We start from the raw sequence: 16,357 nt of genomic DNA on the forward strand, positions 1-16,357 counted from the left end.
ACACCCCCCCCCCGAAAGGTCCTGTGGACGAGAGAGGTCAACGCACCCCCCCAAAAGGCCCCCACCGAACCAGAACCCGAAAAGCCCCGTGGCCGCCGGGGCGGTCACGGGCTTCGTCGGTACGGCAGGGGCCTTACATGCCGACTTCCTTCATCAGCATGCCGACCTCGGTGTTGGTCAGGCGGCGCAGCCAGCCCGACTTCTGGTCGCCCAGGGAGATCGGGCCGAAGGCGGTGCGGACCAGCTTCTCGACCGGGAAGCCGGCCTCGGCCAGCATGCGGCGCACGATGTGCTTGCGGCCCTCGTGCAGGGTGACCTCGACCAGGTAGTTCTTGCCGGTCTGCTCGACCACGCGGAAGTGGTCCGCGCGGGCGTAGCCGTCCTCCAGCTGGATGCCGTCCTTGAGGCGCCGGCCGACCTCGCGGGGCAGCGGGCCCGTGATGGCCGCCAGGTAGGTCTTCTTCACGCCGTACTTCGGGTGCGTGAGGCGGTGGGCCAGCTCACCGTGGTTGGTGAGCAGGATGATGCCCTCGGTCTCCGTGTCGAGCCGGCCGACGTGGAACAGCCGGGTCTCGCGGTTGGTGACGTAGTCGCCGAGGCACTGGCGGCCGTCCGGGTCCTCCATGGTGGAGACGACGCCGGCCGGCTTGTTCAGCGCGAAGAACAGGTGGGACTGGGTGGCGACGGTCAGGCCGTCCACCTTGATCTCGTCCTTCTCCGGGTCGACGCGCTTGCCCTGCTCCAGGACGATCTCGCCGTTGACCTCGACGCGGGCCTGCTCGATGAGCTCCTCGCAGGCGCGGCGCGAGCCCATGCCGGCACGGGCCAGGACCTTCTGCAGGCGCTCGCCCTCCTGCTCGGCGCCGGGGAAGGTCTTGGGGGTCTTGATCTCCGGCCGGTTCTCGTACCGCTCCCGGTTGCGCTGCTCGATCTTGGCGTCGAGCTCGCGCGAGCGGGCCGGGGCCTGCCGCTGCCCGTGCGGGCCGCGACGGGGCGCGGTGCCGCCCTGGGGGGCCTTGGGGCCGCCCTTGGCGCCGCCGCGGGCCGAGGAGCCACGGCCCTTCTTCGGGGCCTCGGAGGGGCCGCCTACGTCGTAGGAGCGCTCCTCGGGGCGCGGCCGACGCGGGTTGCCGGGGCGCTGGTCGCCGCCGCCCTGGTAACCGCCGCCACCGCTGCCACCGCGGTAACCACCGCCGCCGGAGCCGCCGGAGCCGCTGCCGCCCCGGTAGCCACCGCCACCGGAGCCGCCGGAGCCGCTGCCACCGCGGTAGCCGCCGCCACCGGAGCCGCCGGAGCCGCTGCCACCGCGGTAGCCGCCGCCACCGGAGCCGCCCGAGCCGCTGCCACCGCGGTAGCCGCCGCCGGAGCCGCTGCCACCACGGCCGCCGCCGCTGCTGCCGCCGCGGCCGCCGCTGTTGCCACCACGGCTCCCGCCGTTGTTTCCGCTGCTGTTCCTGCCGCTGCTGCTTCGCATCAAACTTCCGTCTTGTCGTCGTCCTCACGATCCGGCGCATCCGGATCGAACGACGGAACCCCTTCCAGGGAGTCCGGCTCGACCGCCTCCGCCTCGGGGAGGAAGGGCGCGAGCTCGGGGAGTTCGTCCAGGCCCCGCAGGCCCATCCGCTCCAGGAAGTAGTTCGTCGTCCTGTACAGGATCGCACCTGTTTCGGGTTCCGCGCCCGCCTCCTCCACCAGACCCCGCTGGAGGAGGGTCCGCATGACGCCGTCGACGTTGACCCCGCGGACGGCCGAGACGCGGGAACGGCTGACGGGCTGGCGGTACGCGACGACCGCGAGGGTCTCCAGGGCCGCCTGGGTGAGCCGGGCCTGCTGCCCGTCGAGGACGAAGGCCTCGACGGCCGCCGCGTGGGCGGCGCGGGAGTAGTAGCGCCAGCCGCCGGCCACCCGGCGCAGCTCGAAGCCGCGGCCCTGCGCGGTGTACTCCTCGGCCAGCTCGTGCAGGGCGTCGGCGACCTCGCCCGGGGTCCGGTCGAGGACCTTGGCGAGGTGGGCCTCGGCGGCGGGCTCGTCGACGACCATGAGGACGGCTTCGAGGGCGGGCTTGAGGTCGCTCACGCGGTGTCCTCCTGGTCGAATTCGTCGGTCACGGCCCCGGACGGGTCGGTCTCCCCGCCGGTCCAGGAGACCGTGAGGTCGCCGAGGGCGGTCTCCTGGTCGAGGCCGACGGCCTTCTCCCGGTAGAGCTCCAGGAGGGCGAGGAAGCGGGCGACGACGGTGAGGGTGTCGCCGGCGTCCTCGATCAGCTCCCGGAAGACCGCCGTGCCCCGCTCGCGGAGCAGCGCGACGACGACGGCGGCCTGCTCGCGGACGCTGACCAGCGGGGCGTGGATGTGGTCCACGTACACCTGGGGTTCGGGCTTGGGCCGCATGGCCTGGGCGGCCAGTTTCGCGAAGCCCTCGGCGCCGATGGAGATGACGACCTCGGGGAGCAGCGCGGCGTGGTGCGGTTCGAGCCCGACGGTACGGGGGTGGCGGTGGCCCTCGGCCTCCCAGCGCTCCTCGAAGATCTCCGCGATGCGCTTGTAGGCGCGGTACTGGAGGAGCCGGGCGAACAGCAGGTCGCGGGCCTCCAGGAGCGCGAGGTCGGCCTCGTCCTCCACCTCGGCGGCGGGCAGCAGGCGGGCGGCCTTGAGGTCGAGCAGGGTGGCGGCGACCACCAGGAACTCGGTGGTCTGGTCGAGGTCGCCGTCGGGCCCCAGCGCCTTCAGGTGCGCCATGAACTCGTCGGTCACCTGCGACAGCGCCACCTCGGTGACGTCCAGCTTGTGCTTGGTGATCAGCTGGAGGAGCAGGTCGAACGGCCCCTCGAAGTTGGCGAGCCGCACGGTGAACCGCCCGTCCCCGGCCGTCTCCCCCTCCGCGGCCACGGGCTCCCCCACGGACTCCGGAGCGGGCTCCGGGGCGGATACGGGCTCCGCCTCGCCCGGGCCGCTGCCCAGGAGGCGGCGGCGCGGCGGACGGGACGTTTCGTCAGAGGCGTGGTGCATGGGATCCAGGGAGAACGGGGAACGCGGCAGCCCGCAGGCTATCGTCAGCGGCCCCGCAGGCGGCGGACCAGGATGCTCGCGTCGCCGCGGGACTCCAGGTCGGCCAGGACGACCGCGACGGCCTCCCGGACGATCCGGCCCCGGTCGACGGCGAGACCGTGCTCACCGCGGAGCACGAGCCGGGCGTGCTCCAGGTCCATGAGCTCCTCGGCGGAGACGTAGACCGTGATCTTCTCGTCGTGGCGCTCGCGGCCGCTGGGCCGCCGGTTCGGGGTACGGCCGCCACCGCGGCGCCGGGCGGCCGCCGGGGCGGGCGCCGCCGCGGCGGGCGCGGCCTTCGGAGCGGTGCTCTCGGGCTCGACCGTCCGGGCGCGCGGCTCGGCGGCCTCGGAGTCGGCGGCCGTGTGCTCCGCGGAGCTCTCGGCCGCCGCCGTGTCGCTCTCGCCCGCCGGGGCCGGGACGGCCCGGCGGGGTGAGGACGACTGGAGCGCCGTCCCCCCGGTCGTACGGAAGAGTTCGTCGGCGCCGGGCAGACTCACTCGGCGTGACACCGGGCGAGCACCTCCCTGGCGAGCTGGCGGTAGGCGGCGGCGCCCACGGAGTTGGAGGCGTAGGTGGTGATGGGCTCGCCGGCGACCGTGGTCTCCGGGAAGCGCACGGTCCGCCCGATGACCGTGTGGTACACGTGGTCGTCGAAGGCCTCGACGACGCGCGCGAGGACCTCACGGCTGTGCACGGTACGGGAGTCGTACATCGTGGCGAGGATGCCGTCGAGTTCCAGGTCGGGGTTGAGCCGCTCCTGGACCTTCTCGATGGTCTCGGTCAGCAGGGCCACTCCGCGCAGGGCGAAGAACTCGCATTCCAGCGGCACGATGACCTTGTGAGCGGCCGTCAGGGCGTTCACGGTCAGCAGGCCGAGCGAGGGCTGACAGTCGATCACGATGTAGTCGTAGTCGTTCATCAGCGGCTTGAGGGCGCGCTGCAGCGTCGACTCGCGCGCGACCTCGCTGACCAGCTGGACTTCGGCGGCCGAGAGGTCGATGTTGCTCGGCAGCAGGTCCATGTTGGGCACGGCGGTCTTGAGGAGGACCTCGTCCGCCGACATGCCCCGCTCCATGAGCAGGTTGTAGACGGTGAGGTCGAGCTCCATCGGGTTCACGCCGAGGCCGACCGACAGGGCTCCCTGCGGGTCGAAGTCGACGAGCAGCACCCGTCGTCCGTACTCCGCGAGCGCGGCACCCAGGTTGATGGTCGACGTGGTCTTGCCGACGCCGCCCTTCTGGTTGCACATCGCGATGATCTTCGCGGGTCCGTGGTCGGTCAGGGGACCCGGGATCGGGAAGTACGGCAGTGGCCGTCCGGTCGGGCCGATCCGCTCGCGGCGCTGGCGGGCAGCGTCGGGTGCGAGGGTGGCCGCGTACTCCGGGTCGGGCTCGTACTCGGCGTCGGGGTCGTAGAAGTGCCCCTCGGGCACCTCGTCGTAGGCGGCGAAGTGGGTGGACTCTCGGCCCATCTCGTTGCCGGCCGTGGCGTTCACGTGTAGGCCGTCCATCGTCTTCATCGTGTGGGCTGTCGTCATGGGCTGGTGCGTCGCGAAGGTCCGCACCGCGACGGAGCCGATCGGAGCACCTGGCGCACCGCTCCCGGGAGTAATTGTCGACTCATTCACAAGTCGTCTTACCTCCTTGGATGTCACCAGGAACATTTATCGATAGGTCAGCGTGGCACCATGCCGACGGTTGGCGACTCTATGGCGTGTCACCGCTCCGCAGCAACACAATCCGCCGGACCCGGCCCGATGTGTCGGCAACCGAACACGTCTCTGTCAAGGGTGCGCAGGCATGCATCCACACGTTTCAGGGGTGTGCGAAACGGTTAAACAGTTACGTTCGAGGCGAGTTGGCCGAACGTTCCGGCGTGGCCGGAGACACAGCCGGCCGGACCTCGTGAACAAGGTCCGGCCGGGCGTGTGGCATTGACGGCACGCGTTGACGGTCGTGCCCTCAGGGTCAGCCGAGGAGCGTGCTCAGCTCGACGTGCTCGAGGCCGTGCGCCTCTGCGACCTCCTTGTAAACCACCTTGCCGTCATGGGTGTTGAGGCCCAGACCGAGGGCGGCGTCGCGGCGCAGCGCCTCGACCCAGCCGTTGTTCGCCAGCGACACGATGTAGGGCAGCGTGGCGTTGGTGAGGGCGTAGGTGGAGGTGTTCGGGACCGCGCCCGGCATGTTGGCGACGCAGTAGAAGACCGAGTTGTGGACCTGGAAGGTCGGCTCGGCGTGGGTGGTCGGGTGCGAGTCCTCGAAGCAGCCGCCCTGGTCGATCGCAATGTCGACAAGGACACTTCCGGGCTTCATCTTGGCGACGAGCTCGTTGGTGACCAGCTTCGGGGCCTTGGCGCCCGGGATGAGGACGGCGCCGATGACGAGGTCGGCCTCGACGACGGCCTTCTCCAGCTCGTAGGCGTTGGAGACGATCGTCTTCACCTTGGTGCCGAAGATCTTGTCGGCCTCGCGGAGCTTGTTGATGTCACGGTCGAGCAGGGTCACGTGGAAGCCCATGCCGACGGCGATCTGGGTGGCGTTCCAGCCGGAGACGCCGCCGCCGATGACGACGCACTCGCCGGCGTGGGTGCCGGGGACGCCGCCGGGGAGGACACCGCGGCCGCCGACGGAGCGCATCAGGTGGTAGGCGCCGACCTGCGGGGCCAGGCGGCCCGCGACCTCGGACATCGGGGCGAGCAGCGGGAGCGCGCGGTTGGCGGTCTCGACCGTCTCGTACGCGATCGCCGTGGTGCCGGACTCGAGGAGCGCGTCCGTGCACTCGCGGGAGGCGGCGAGGTGCAGGTAGGTGAAGAGCGTCTGGTCCTTGCGGAGACGGTGGTACTCCTCCGCGATCGGCTCCTTGACCTTGAGCAGCAGGTCGGCGGTGGCCCAGACCTCGTCGGCGGTGGCGAGGATCTCGGCGCCGGCGGAGACGTACTCCTCGTCCGTGATCGAGGAGCCGACACCGGCGTTCTGCTCGATGAAGACCTGGTGGCCGTTGCGGACGAGCTCGTGGACACCAGCAGGGGTGATGGCCACGCGGAACTCGTTGTTCTTGACCTCGCGGGGGATGCCGACCTTCATCGTCGATCACGGTCCTTGAATCAGGGGGATAACTGGGGCACTGCGATACATACCCGGATGCACTGCGGCGCACCGGGGCAGACCACGTTCGAACGCGGCGGACCCAGTCTAATGAAGGAGTTCCCGGTGTCTAGCCTTTCAAAGTACTAATCTTTCTCGGACCCACTGCGGATTTCGTAGGCCATGGCTTCCGAATCCAGCAATCTCTCGGCCGCGGCCCGGTGCAGCCCCGCGGCGGCCGGGTCGCCGAGCCGGTCGAGGGTGTCGGCGAGCCGCAGCTGCAGCGCCGCCTGGAGCCTGGTGTCCTGCGCCCGGCGGGCCCACTCGACCGCTTCCTCGCAGGTCCGCAGCGATTCCTCGGGACGTCCGGCGTACTCCTGGACCCGGGCCGCCTCGCTCAACGCCCGTGCGTGGCCCGGGAGATCCGCGAGCCTGCGGTACCCGGCCGCCGCGGCCCGCCAGCTGCGCAGCGCCTCGCCGTACCGCCCGGCATAGGTCTGTACGGCTCCGAGGCGGGCGTACAGGCGCGCCTGGTCGGCGCGCTCGTCCCGGGCGAGGCGCTGCGCGAGCGCCCGCCCGTACCAGTCGCCGGCCCGCTGCCAGTCCCCCAGCTCCTGATACGCCCCACCTACGGATTCCATTGCGCGACCGGTCGCGTACGGGTCATTTGCTTCGCGTCCGGCATCCAAAGCCGACCGATATCGCAGCAGAGCGTCCTTCGTCCTGCCGGTCCTGGCATCGAGATCGGCCAGGTTCAGGAGGGCGGCGGCCCGCTCCCGGTGCAGCCCGCGCCGCTCGGCCACGTCGAGGACCAGCCGGTGCAGGCCGTACAGCTCGGGCGCGGCCGCCTCCGCTCCCCGGTGCGCGGCGAGCGCCCTGACCAGGGAGGCGACGAGCCGGCGGGCCAGGGTGTCGAGCTCACCGTCGGCCACGGCGAGCCGCGCGGAGGCCAGCAGGACGGTCTGCCGCGAGTCCAGCCAGGCGGCCGCGGCGGCCTCGTTCGGGAAGCGCAGGGCGCGCGGGAGCCCGGCCAGCTTCCGGCGGGCGGAGGAGCCCTCTGGTTCGGTGACCGCACGGCACGACTGGAGGAGCCGTACGGTCCGCTCCAGCATCCGGGCCCGGGCGAGCTGCACCTCGGCGGGCCGGTCGCGCTCCTCCAGCTGAGCGCGGAGCAGGGGTACGAGATGTCCCGGCACCTCGTACTGTCCGTCCTCGCCGGCGGAGACGAGCCCGATGGCGGCGAAGTCGGCGAGGGTGGTGGTGGCCGCCGAGACCGAGCAGCCGGCCAGGGCGGAGGCGGTGTGGGCGTCGGCCCGGCCCAGCGGGGCGAGGGCGAGGAATCGCAGTATCCGGGCGGCGGTGGTGGGCAGCGCCTCGTGCGTGAGCAGGAAGGTCCGGGTGAGGGGGTCGCCGGTCAGCCCGCGCAGCCGTTTGGCGAGGTCGGCGACCGAGGCCTTCGGCTGGAGGGAGAGCCAGCCGCCGGCGAGGACGACCGCGGCGGGCAGCCCGCCGCACTCCTCGACGAGGGTCTCGGCGGCCTGAGGGTCGACGGTGATGCGGACGGAGCCGGTGAACGCGGTGAGCAGCTCGATCGCGGACTTCGGGTCGAGCCCGCCGAGGGTGCAGGGCCGTACGTCCGGGATGCCGGTGAGCGGTCCGCGGGCGACGCCGACGACCAGGGACTCGGGGTTGTCGGGGATGAGGGGGTCGGCCTGCTCGGCGTCGACGGCGTCGTCGAGGATCAGGACGGCCCTGCGGTCCGCGAGGGCGCCCCGGACCAGTTCCGCCAGCTCGTCCTCGGCCGCCCCGGGGGGTTCGGCGACCCCGAGCGCGGCCAGCAGCTCCTGGGCGACCCGCGCGGTGGGGACCGGCTCGCCGCCCGGCTCGGTGAGCCGGGCCCGGAAGACGCCGTCGGGATAGCGGTCGGTGAGCCCGGCGGCCAGTTCCTCGGCGAGCGCGGTCCGTCCGGAGCCGGACTTGCCCGCAATGAGCAGGACCCGGGCCCGGGGTGCCTTGCGGCCGGTGAGGGTGTCGAGACCGGTCCGTTCGATGTCGGCGCGCAGGGCCTTCAGCTCCCGCTGCCGGCCGAAGAACTGCCGACTGCCGGCCGCCGCCACCGCCTGATCCGTCACGGGCCACGCTCCCGTCCACCTGCGCACGAGCCGAATCCGCGGGGGGCTCCGCGGCGGCGATTCCGAGCGTAGTTCAGGGGGCGGCACGGACCCGGCGGAGCAGGGCGGGCAGTTCCCTCGATCGGATCAGCGGATCGTCACACCGGCCGGGTTTCCCGGAGTGACGATCCGTCGGCGACGCGGCCCCGGTCCGGCGCGGAGCGACCGGCCCTACGCCTCGAACGGCCGCGCCGGCCAGGGTGCGGTGGGGGCACGCAGGGAGGAGACCCCGTCGCCGGCCCGGGCGGCGGCCAGCGCGAGGACGCCGATGACCAGGCAGCTGTTGTGGAGTTCGCCCGCGAGCGCGCCCCGCACCAGCTCGCCGAGCGGCACGCGCGCGATCTCCATGTCGGCCTCCTCGTCGGAGACCTCGTAGCGCTCGCCCTCCGCTTCCGCGAGGTCGCGGGCGAGGAAGATGCGGAGCGCCTCGTCCGTACCGCCGGGCGAGGTGTAGACGTCGGTGAGGACGTGCCAGTCCTCCGCCTTCACGTGCGCTTCCTCGTAGAGCTCGCGCTGGGCGGCGTGCAGCGGGTTCTCGCCGGGCACGTCGAGGAGTCCGGCCGGGATCTCCCACAACTTCTGCCGCACGGGGTGGCGGTACTGCCTGATGACCAGGACGCGGTCCTGCTCGTCCAGGGCGAGGACGGCCACCGAACCGGGGTGCACCTGGTAGTCGCGGCGGGCGACCGTGCCGTCCGGCATGACGACGTCGTCCGTGCGGACGCTCGTCTTCTTGCCCTGGAAGGGGGTCGTCGTCGCCGCGACCCGCCACTCCTCCGGGGTGTCCTGAAACTCCATCTGGTCCTCCCACCTACGAACACACGCGAAAGCCGGGGTACCGGTCCGCGAGGACCCGTACCCCGGCAACGTTAACGCCGTGTGCCGACAGCGCCGGCTACTTCGCCGGCTTGCCCGTCTTGCGCTCGACGGCCGCCTTGACCAGGCCCGCGAAGAGCGGGTGGGGGCGGGTCGGGCGGGACTTCAGTTCCGGGTGCGCCTGGGTGGCGACCAGGTAGGGGTGGATGTCCTTCGGGTACTCGACGAACTCGACGAGCTTGTTGTCCGGGGAGGTGCCGGAGAAGACCAGGCCGGCCTTCTTCTCCAGCTCCGCGCGGTACGAGTTGTTGACCTCGTAGCGGTGGCGGTGGCGCTCCTCGACGTACGGCTCGTCGGCGTAGGCCTCGCGGACGACCGAGCCCTCGGCGAGCTTCGCCGGGTAGAGACCGAGGCGCATCGTTCCGCCCAGGTCGCCGGCGCCCTCGACGTACGCCAGCTGCTCCTCCATCGTGGAGACGACGGGGTGCGCGGTCGCCGGGTCGAACTCGGTGGAGTTGGCGTCCGGGATGTCCGCGAGGTTGCGCGCGGCCTCGATGACGATGCACTGCAGGCCGAGGCAGATGCCGAGCAGCGGCACCTTCTTCTCGCGGGCGTACTGGATGGCGCCGATCTTGCCGTTCACACCGCGGTCGCCGAAGCCACCGGGGATGAGGATCGCGTCGACGTCGCCGAGCTGCTTCTCCGCGCCCGCCTGCGTCTTGCAGTCGTCGGAGGTGACCCACTTGACCTTGACGCGGGCCTTGTTGGCGAAACCGCCGGCGCGCATCGCCTCGGTGATGGAGAGGTACGCGTCGGGCAGGTCGATGTACTTGCCGACGAGCGCGACGGTGACCTCGTGCTCCGGGTTGTGGACGCGGTCCAGGAGGTCCTCCCAGACGGTCCAGTCCACGTCGCGGAAGGGCAGGTCGAGCTTGCGGACGACGTAGGCGTCCAGGCCCTCGGTGTGCAGCACCTTCGGGATGTCGTAGATCGACGGGGCGTCGATGGCGGCGACGACCGCGGCCTCGTCGACGTCGCACATCAGCGAGATCTTGCGCTTGATGGCGGTCGGGACCTCGCGGTCGGCGCGCAGCACGATCGCGTCGGGCTGGATGCCGATGTTGCGCAGGGCGGCGACGGAGTGCTGGGTCGGCTTGGTCTTCAGCTCGCCGGAGGGGCCGATGTAGGGCAGCAGCGAGATGTGCACGACGAAGACGTTGTCGCGGCCGACCTCGTGGCGGACCTGGCGGACGGTCTCCAGGAAGGGCAGCGACTCGATGTCGCCGACGGTGCCGCCGACCTCGGTGATGACGACGTCGACGTCGTCGGTCGCCATGCGGCGGATGCGGCCCTTGATCTCGTTGGTGATGTGCGGGATGACCTGCACGGTGTCGCCGAGGTACTCGCCGCGCCGCTCCTTGGCGATGACCTGCGAGTAGACCTGGCCGGTGGTGACGTTGGCCGAGCCGTCGAGGTCGACGTCGAGGAAGCGCTCGTAGTGGCCGATGTCCAGGTCGGTCTCGGCGCCGTCGTTGGTGACGAACACCTCGCCGTGCTGGAACGGGTTCATCGTGCCCGGGTCGACGTTCAGGTACGGGTCGAGCTTCTGCATCGTGACCCGCAGACCGCGGGCCTTGAGGAGCGCACCCAGGCTGGAGGCGGTCAGGCCCTTGCCGAGGGAGGAGGCGACACCCCCGGTGACGAAGATGTGCTTGGTCGTCGTGGTGTTGGGCGGCATCGCCAAGAGGGGGCTCCCGTGGTCGCGTTCTGGAGGTGCGTACCGGCGTCCCCTCCGGAAGAATCGGGGGGTGCCGTCGCTGCGGTTTCGGGGGTCTTCGGCTGTCGCCGTTTCCCACCGGTCCACGGGGTACCAGGGTATCAGCGACATCGGGAGACCGCTTCCGGCCACACGCGGCAGTCGGGTGTTCACGCACGGCGACGCGGAGGGCGCGGCGAGCGGCGCCGCGAGCGTGGGGCGACCCGCCCACCAGGGGAAAGGGCCGCCGGGCGGAGCAGCGCAGGAGGAGACGGGGGTCGTTCACCTGATCGGACCAATGACGTTACCGGCGTGATCACCGGGTCACTAGGGTGCGACGTATCCTGCTCGGACGTTGCCCGCCGAGCAGGCCGGCCTGTGGCACCACCCCGCCTCTCCTCCGGACCAAGCGCTCGTCGACGACCCCTTGACCGCTGACACACGCAGATCCGGCTGACACCCAGCCGGCGCATCAGAGCAAGCGCCCCGCGGGGCGGACATGGCCGTTCGACTGGAGTGAAGCACGTGGCCGGGCGCATCGAGGATTACGCACTCATCGGAGACATGCAGACCGCTGCCCTGGTCTGCCGGGACGGCAGCGTGGACTGGCTGTGTCTCCCACGCTTCGACTCGCACGCGGTCTTCGCCGGGCTGCTCGGCACCGAGGAACACGGTTTCTGGCGGGTGGGGCCCGTCGGTCCGGCGGACGCGGAACCGGCTTTCGCGGACCGGCGCCGCTACCGGGGCGACTCGCTGATCCTGGAGTCCGAGTGGGACACCCCGCGCGGCACGGTCCGGGTGACCGACTTCATGCCGCCGCGCGACGGCGCCCCGCAGCTGATCCGGATCGTCGAGGGCGTCTCCGGCCGGGTGCGGATGCGCTCCGCGCTGCGGATGCGGTTCAGCTACGGCCGGATCGTGCCGTGGGTCCACAAGGTCGGGGAGCGCACGGTCGCCGTGGCCGGGCCGGACTCGGTGTGGCTGGACACCGACGCCGAGACGCACGGCAAGGACCTCACGACGTACTCCGAGTTCACGGTCACCCCCGGTGAGCGGATCACCTTCACGATCTCCTGGCAGCCCTCCCACAAGGAGCCGCCCGCGCTGCCGGACCCCGAGGGCTCCCTGGCGGCGACCGCCGAGTTCTGGCGCGAGTGGGTCGATCACTGCACGTACCACGGCCCCTACCGTGAGGCGGTGATCCGTTCCCTGATCACCCTGAAGGCGCTGACGTACGCGCCGACCGGCGGGATCGTGGCCGCCCCGACGACCTCGCTGCCCGAGGAGATCGGGGGCGTACGGAACTGGGACTACCGCTACACCTGGCTGCGGGACGCGGCCATCACCCTCTCCTCGATGCTGCGCACCGGCTACCGCGAGGAGGCCCGCGCCTGGCGGGACTGGCTGCTGCGGGCGGTCGCGGGCGACCCGGAGAACCTCCAGATCATGTACGGCATCGCCGGTGAGCGCGAGCTCGGCGAGGCGGAGCTCGACTGGCTCCCGGGGTACGAGAACTCCGGCCCGGTCCGGGTCGGCAACGGCGCCGCCAACCAGCTCCAGCTCGACGTGTACGGCGAGGTCACCGAGGCCCTCCATCTGGGCCACATGACGGGCCTGTCCCGCAACGACTACGCCTCGCTGCTCCAGATCAAGCTGATCAACTATCTGGAGACGCACTGGAACCAGCCCGACGAGGGCATCTGGGAGGTCCGCGGCCCCCGCCGCCACTTCGTGCACTCCAAGGTGATGGCCTGGGTGGCGGTGGACCGCACGATCAAGCTCATCGAGTCCGGGGACGCGGACGGCCCGCTGGAGCGCTGGCAGGAGCTGCGCGACGAGATCCACCGGGACGTCTGCGAGAAGGGCTACGACAAGGAGCGGAACACGTTCACGCAGTCGTACGGCTCCAAGGAGCTGGACGCCTCGCTGCTGCTGATCCCGCAGATGGGCTTCCTGCCGCCGGACGACAAGCGGGTGATCGGCACGATCGAGGCGATCCAGCGGGAGCTGTCCACGGAGGACGGCTTCGTGCTGCGCTATCCGACGGCCGGCGACGAGGCCGGCGTGGACGGTCTCGAGGGCGACGAGGGCGCGTTCCTGGCCTGCTCGTTCTGGCTGGCGGACGACCTGGCGATGATCGGCCGGGTCGACGAGGCCCGCACGCTCTTCGAGAAGCTCCTCGCGCTCCGCAACGACCTGGGGCTGCTCGCCGAGGAGTGGGACTCGCGGCTCCAGCGCCAGGTGGGCAACTTCCCGCAGGCGTTCAGCCACGTCCCGCTGATCGACACGGCGCTGCGGCTGACGGCGAGCGGGGCGTACGGCGGCTGAGCCGGTCCCGCGCGGGGGACGGCACCCGGACCTACGATGAAGAGGTCCCGTCCCCCCGCACGAAAGGGGGGCTCCCATGGCTCCCCACGTCTCCGAAAGCGCCCTGGCCGGACTGGTCGAGGATCTGGCCGGCGAGGTCATCACGCCGGGCGGTCCCGGCTATGACGAGGCCCGGTCCCTGCACAACGGGATGATCGACCGGCGTCCGTCGGTGATCGCCCAGTGCGCCACCCAGGCCGACGTCTCCAACGCGATCCTCTTCGGCCGCCAGGCCGACCTGCCGATCGCGGTCCGCGGCGGCGGGCACAGCGTGGCGGGGACGTCCATGATCGACGGCGCGCTCGTCGTGGACCTCCGCCGGATGCACGGGGTCGTCGTGGACCCCGAGAACATGACGGTACGGGTCGAGGGCGGGGCGACGATGGCCCATCTCGACCAGGCGTGCCAGCCGTTCCACGTGGCGACCACCGGCGGGCGGGTGTCCACCACCGGCGTCGGCGGCTTCGTCCTGGGCGGCGGTTCGGGATGGCTGGAGCGGAAGTTCGGGCTCGCCAGCGACAACCTGCTCGGCGCCGACCTGATCACCGCCGAGGGCAAGCACGTCCACACGGACGCGGACGAGAACCCGGAGCTGTTCTGGGCGCTGCACGGCGGCGGCGGCAACTTCGGGGTGGCGACCTCGCTGACGCTGCGGGTGCACCCGCTGCCCCGGATGAGCATGGTGATGCTGTTCTTCCTGCCCGACCGGGCGCCCGAGGTGGTGCGCGAGTACCGCGAGCTCGGCGAGGCCGCGCCGGACGGGATCGGCGGTGGCACCATCTACGTGCCCGCTCCTCCGGAGCCGTTCATCCCCGAGGAACTGGTCGGCAAGCTGGTCTGCGGGGCGCTGTTCACGTACGCCGGTCCGGTCTCGGAGGTCGAGGAGTTCGCGGCGCCGCTGATCGCCATGCACCCCGAGGTGAAGATGATCGCGGACGTCCCGTACGCGCAGCTCCAGTCGATGCTCGACGACCCGCCGGGGCTGCGGAACTACTGGTCGGCCGAGTATCTGCGGGAGCTCCCCGACGAGGCGGTGGACGTCTTCTGCGAGCGGGGCGCGCGGATCCCGGCGGGGACGGCCACCCAGCACGTGCTGTTCCTGATGGGCGGGGCCGTGGCCGCCGGGGCCTCCCGGTACGCGCAGCCGTGGCGCACCGCTCCGTGGGCGGTGCACCCGTTCGCGACCTGGGAGGACCCGGCGTACGACGAGCAGGCGCGGCAGTGGGTCCACGACGTGCGGGCCGATGTGCGGCCGTGGGCGCTGGAGTCGACGTATCTGAACTTCGTCGGAGCCGAGGGCGAGCAGCGGATCGTCTCCTCGTACGGTGAGGAGAACTACCGCCGGCTCGCCGCCGTCAAGGCCGAGTACGACCCGGACAACGTGTTCCGGTTCAACCAGAACATCGTGCCGGCCGGCTGATCACCTCAGGGCGGTGATCACCTCCTTCGCGGCCCGCTCGCCCTCGGTGGCGCCGCCCTCCATGAAGCCCTGGAAGTCGTACGAGCAGTGTTCGCCGCCGATGTGGATCCTGCCCTGCGCGGTCCCCTCGTACTTGGCGTACCGGTGGAGGTATCCGACGGGCCAACAGGAGTACGCGCCGAGCGAGTACGGGTTCTTGTGCCAGGCGGAGAGCTGGGCGCGGCCGGTGTACGCCCGGGAGGTGCCGGGGAAGAAGGCGTCGATGCCGGCCAGGTAGCGGGTGACCAGGTTCCGTACGTACGGGTCGGACTCGGTGGAGAAGGGGGCCGCCGGGTTCAGGTTCCGGGCCAGGCTTCCGCCGCCGTACTGGAGGAGGATGCCGCCGGTGCCGCCCTGGAGCTTGGTGGTGTCCCAGGTCTGCTGGACCTCGGAGTCGGTGAAGCAGTCACCGGCGGAGACGCCGGGCCAGGGTCCGGTGCCGCGCCAGGGACGGGTGCCGAACTGCATGTTGAGCTTGGTGCAGTAGCCCATCCGCGCGTCCCGCAGCAGGTTGCGCATGAGCGGGTCGAACGCGGCCTGTGAGGTGTCCAGTTGCTTGAGGATCGGCAGCGGGACGCACAGGATGGTGTGGTCGGCGGTGACGGTCCTGGTGGCGCCGGCCTCGGTGAAGGTCAGCGTCTGGGTGCCGTCGGCGTTGGCCCGTACGGCGGTCAGGGACCAGCCCATGCGCAGGGTGCCGGGGGCGAGGGCGCCCGCGACCGCGTTCGGGAGCCGGTCGTTGCCGCCGACGATGTGGTACCGCTCGTTGGACAGGCCCCAGACGTTGAAGTTGCCCGGATTGGTCTGGTAGCCCATGAGCAGGACCAGGGCGAGCGAGGACTGCTCGGTGGTGTCGGCGCCGTACTCGACGTTGTAGGCGACGTCGATGAACTTGCCGAGCGGCGAGGAGTGCCCGCCGGGGACGCGGCTCTCGATCCACTCGTACAGCGACATGTTGTCGAGGGCGGTGCCGGTGGGGGTGGTCTGGTTCCAGGTGACCTCCCCCGCCTCGGAGAGGTCGCGGCGCAGCGCCTGGTAGACGCCGTTGAAGTCCTCGTCGGCCTGGCTGCGCGGGTAGTACGCGCCGCCGAACCAGAGGACCTCCTCGGCGCCGTTGGGGCCGCCGCCGAGGAAGTCCTCGGTGGCGAGGTCGAAGCGGCGGCAGAGCTCCAGGATCTTCTTGTGGCTGGTGTCGATCAGCTCGCCGCCGATCTCGGAGGTCTGCCCGTACGCCCAGTGGGCGCGCTGGGTCCACATGCGGCCGCCGACCCGGGACGGGTTCGCCTCGTAGAGCACCGGCTTGAGGCCGGCGTCCTGGAGGGTGAGGGCGGCGGTGAGGCCGGAGATCCCGGCGCCGACGACGGCGATCCGGGCGGTGCTGTTCAGCGGCGGGGTCGGGGCCGGGGCCGGGGTGGCCGCCGCCGCGGGGACGGCGGTGACCGCCGTTCCGGCGCCGGCGGCGATCCCGGCAGCCGCCGCGTACTTGAGCAGGGAGCGGCGGCCGAGGGCGTCGGCCCGCATGCCGCGGAGTTCATCGACGGGCAGGCCGAGGCGTCGGGCGGCGGCGTGCTCGGCGGCGAGGTGCTTCAGGAGGTGCATCGGGTTGGTGCGTGCCATGGGGCGCTCCTGGAGGAAGGAAGGGGGACGGGACCCGG

Annotated in this window: 12 protein-coding genes; 2 read left to right on the top strand and 10 right to left on the bottom strand. The window is 71.5% G+C overall.

What is annotated here, in order from left to right; translation table 11 throughout:
• Nucleotides 1-133: 133 nt before the first annotated feature.
• The 9 genes from ACZ7G1_RS24700 to ACZ7G1_RS24740 all read right to left on the bottom strand — a co-directional run bounded on the left by ACZ7G1_RS24700 (nucleotide 134) and on the right by ACZ7G1_RS24740 (nucleotide 10,858).
• Nucleotides 134-1,474, bottom strand: a complete 1,341-nt coding sequence (locus ACZ7G1_RS24700) for a pseudouridine synthase (protein ID WP_470875460.1) — start codon at nucleotides 1,472-1,474, stop codon at nucleotides 134-136.
• Nucleotides 1,474-2,076, bottom strand: a complete 603-nt coding sequence (scpB, locus tag ACZ7G1_RS24705; protein ID WP_470875458.1) for an SMC-Scp complex subunit ScpB — start codon at nucleotides 2,074-2,076, stop codon at nucleotides 1,474-1,476. Before scpB ends, ACZ7G1_RS24700 begins: the two co-directional genes overlap by 1 nt.
• Nucleotides 2,073-3,008, bottom strand: coding sequence for a segregation and condensation protein A (locus tag ACZ7G1_RS24710; RefSeq protein ID WP_470875456.1), 936 nt, complete (start codon nucleotides 3,006-3,008; stop codon nucleotides 2,073-2,075). The genes scpB and ACZ7G1_RS24710 overlap by 4 nt, the downstream gene beginning before the upstream one ends.
• 44 nt (nucleotides 3,009-3,052) lie before the next feature.
• Entirely contained in the window at nucleotides 3,053-3,559 is a 507-nt protein-coding gene (locus ACZ7G1_RS24715; RefSeq protein WP_470875455.1) for a hypothetical protein, read from the bottom strand.
• On the bottom strand, nucleotides 3,544-4,569 hold the full coding sequence (locus ACZ7G1_RS24720; RefSeq protein ID WP_367822871.1) for a ParA family protein: 1,026 nt from the start codon (nucleotides 4,567-4,569) through the stop codon (nucleotides 3,544-3,546). Before ACZ7G1_RS24720 ends, ACZ7G1_RS24715 begins: the two co-directional genes overlap by 16 nt.
• A 448-nt stretch (nucleotides 4,570-5,017) precedes the next feature.
• Complete coding sequence (ald, locus tag ACZ7G1_RS24725) at nucleotides 5,018-6,133, bottom strand: alanine dehydrogenase (protein ID WP_470875454.1); 1,116 nt, start codon at nucleotides 6,131-6,133, stop codon at nucleotides 5,018-5,020.
• A gap of 146 nt (nucleotides 6,134-6,279) precedes the next feature.
• Nucleotides 6,280-8,265, bottom strand: coding sequence for an AAA family ATPase (locus ACZ7G1_RS24730; protein WP_470875453.1), 1,986 nt, complete (start codon nucleotides 8,263-8,265; stop codon nucleotides 6,280-6,282).
• 210 nt (nucleotides 8,266-8,475) lie between these two features.
• The gene (locus ACZ7G1_RS24735; RefSeq protein WP_470875451.1) at nucleotides 8,476-9,102 is read right to left on the bottom strand and encodes an NUDIX domain-containing protein; all 627 of its coding nucleotides are present in this window, start codon (nucleotides 9,100-9,102) and stop codon (nucleotides 8,476-8,478) included.
• 97 nt (nucleotides 9,103-9,199) lie between these two features.
• A complete protein-coding gene (locus ACZ7G1_RS24740; RefSeq protein ID WP_470875840.1) occupies nucleotides 9,200-10,858 on the bottom strand; it encodes a CTP synthase in 1,659 nt (552 codons plus the stop codon).
• Between the two features lie 543 nt (nucleotides 10,859-11,401).
• On the opposite strand from ACZ7G1_RS24740, the gene ACZ7G1_RS24745 reads away from it, so the two are divergent.
• Nucleotides 11,402-13,204 (top strand): glycoside hydrolase family 15 protein, encoded by a 1,803-nt coding sequence (locus ACZ7G1_RS24745; protein WP_470875449.1) that lies wholly within the window; start codon nucleotides 11,402-11,404, stop codon nucleotides 13,202-13,204.
• A 76-nt stretch (nucleotides 13,205-13,280) separates the two neighbouring features.
• The gene (locus ACZ7G1_RS24750; RefSeq protein ID WP_470875448.1) at nucleotides 13,281-14,663 is read left to right on the top strand and encodes an FAD-binding oxidoreductase; all 1,383 of its coding nucleotides are present in this window, start codon (nucleotides 13,281-13,283) and stop codon (nucleotides 14,661-14,663) included.
• Here ACZ7G1_RS24750 and ACZ7G1_RS24755 read toward each other — a convergent pair whose 3' ends face one another.
• Nucleotides 14,664-16,319 carry a flavin monoamine oxidase family protein gene (locus ACZ7G1_RS24755; RefSeq protein ID WP_470875447.1) on the bottom strand — a complete coding sequence of 552 codons (1,656 nt, stop codon included), beginning with the start codon at nucleotides 16,317-16,319 and terminating at the stop codon, nucleotides 14,664-14,666. It abuts the gene before it with no gap.
• Between the last annotated feature and the right edge of the window lie 38 nt (nucleotides 16,320-16,357).

This window comes from Streptomyces sp. NPDC037273 (assembly GCF_055603625.1).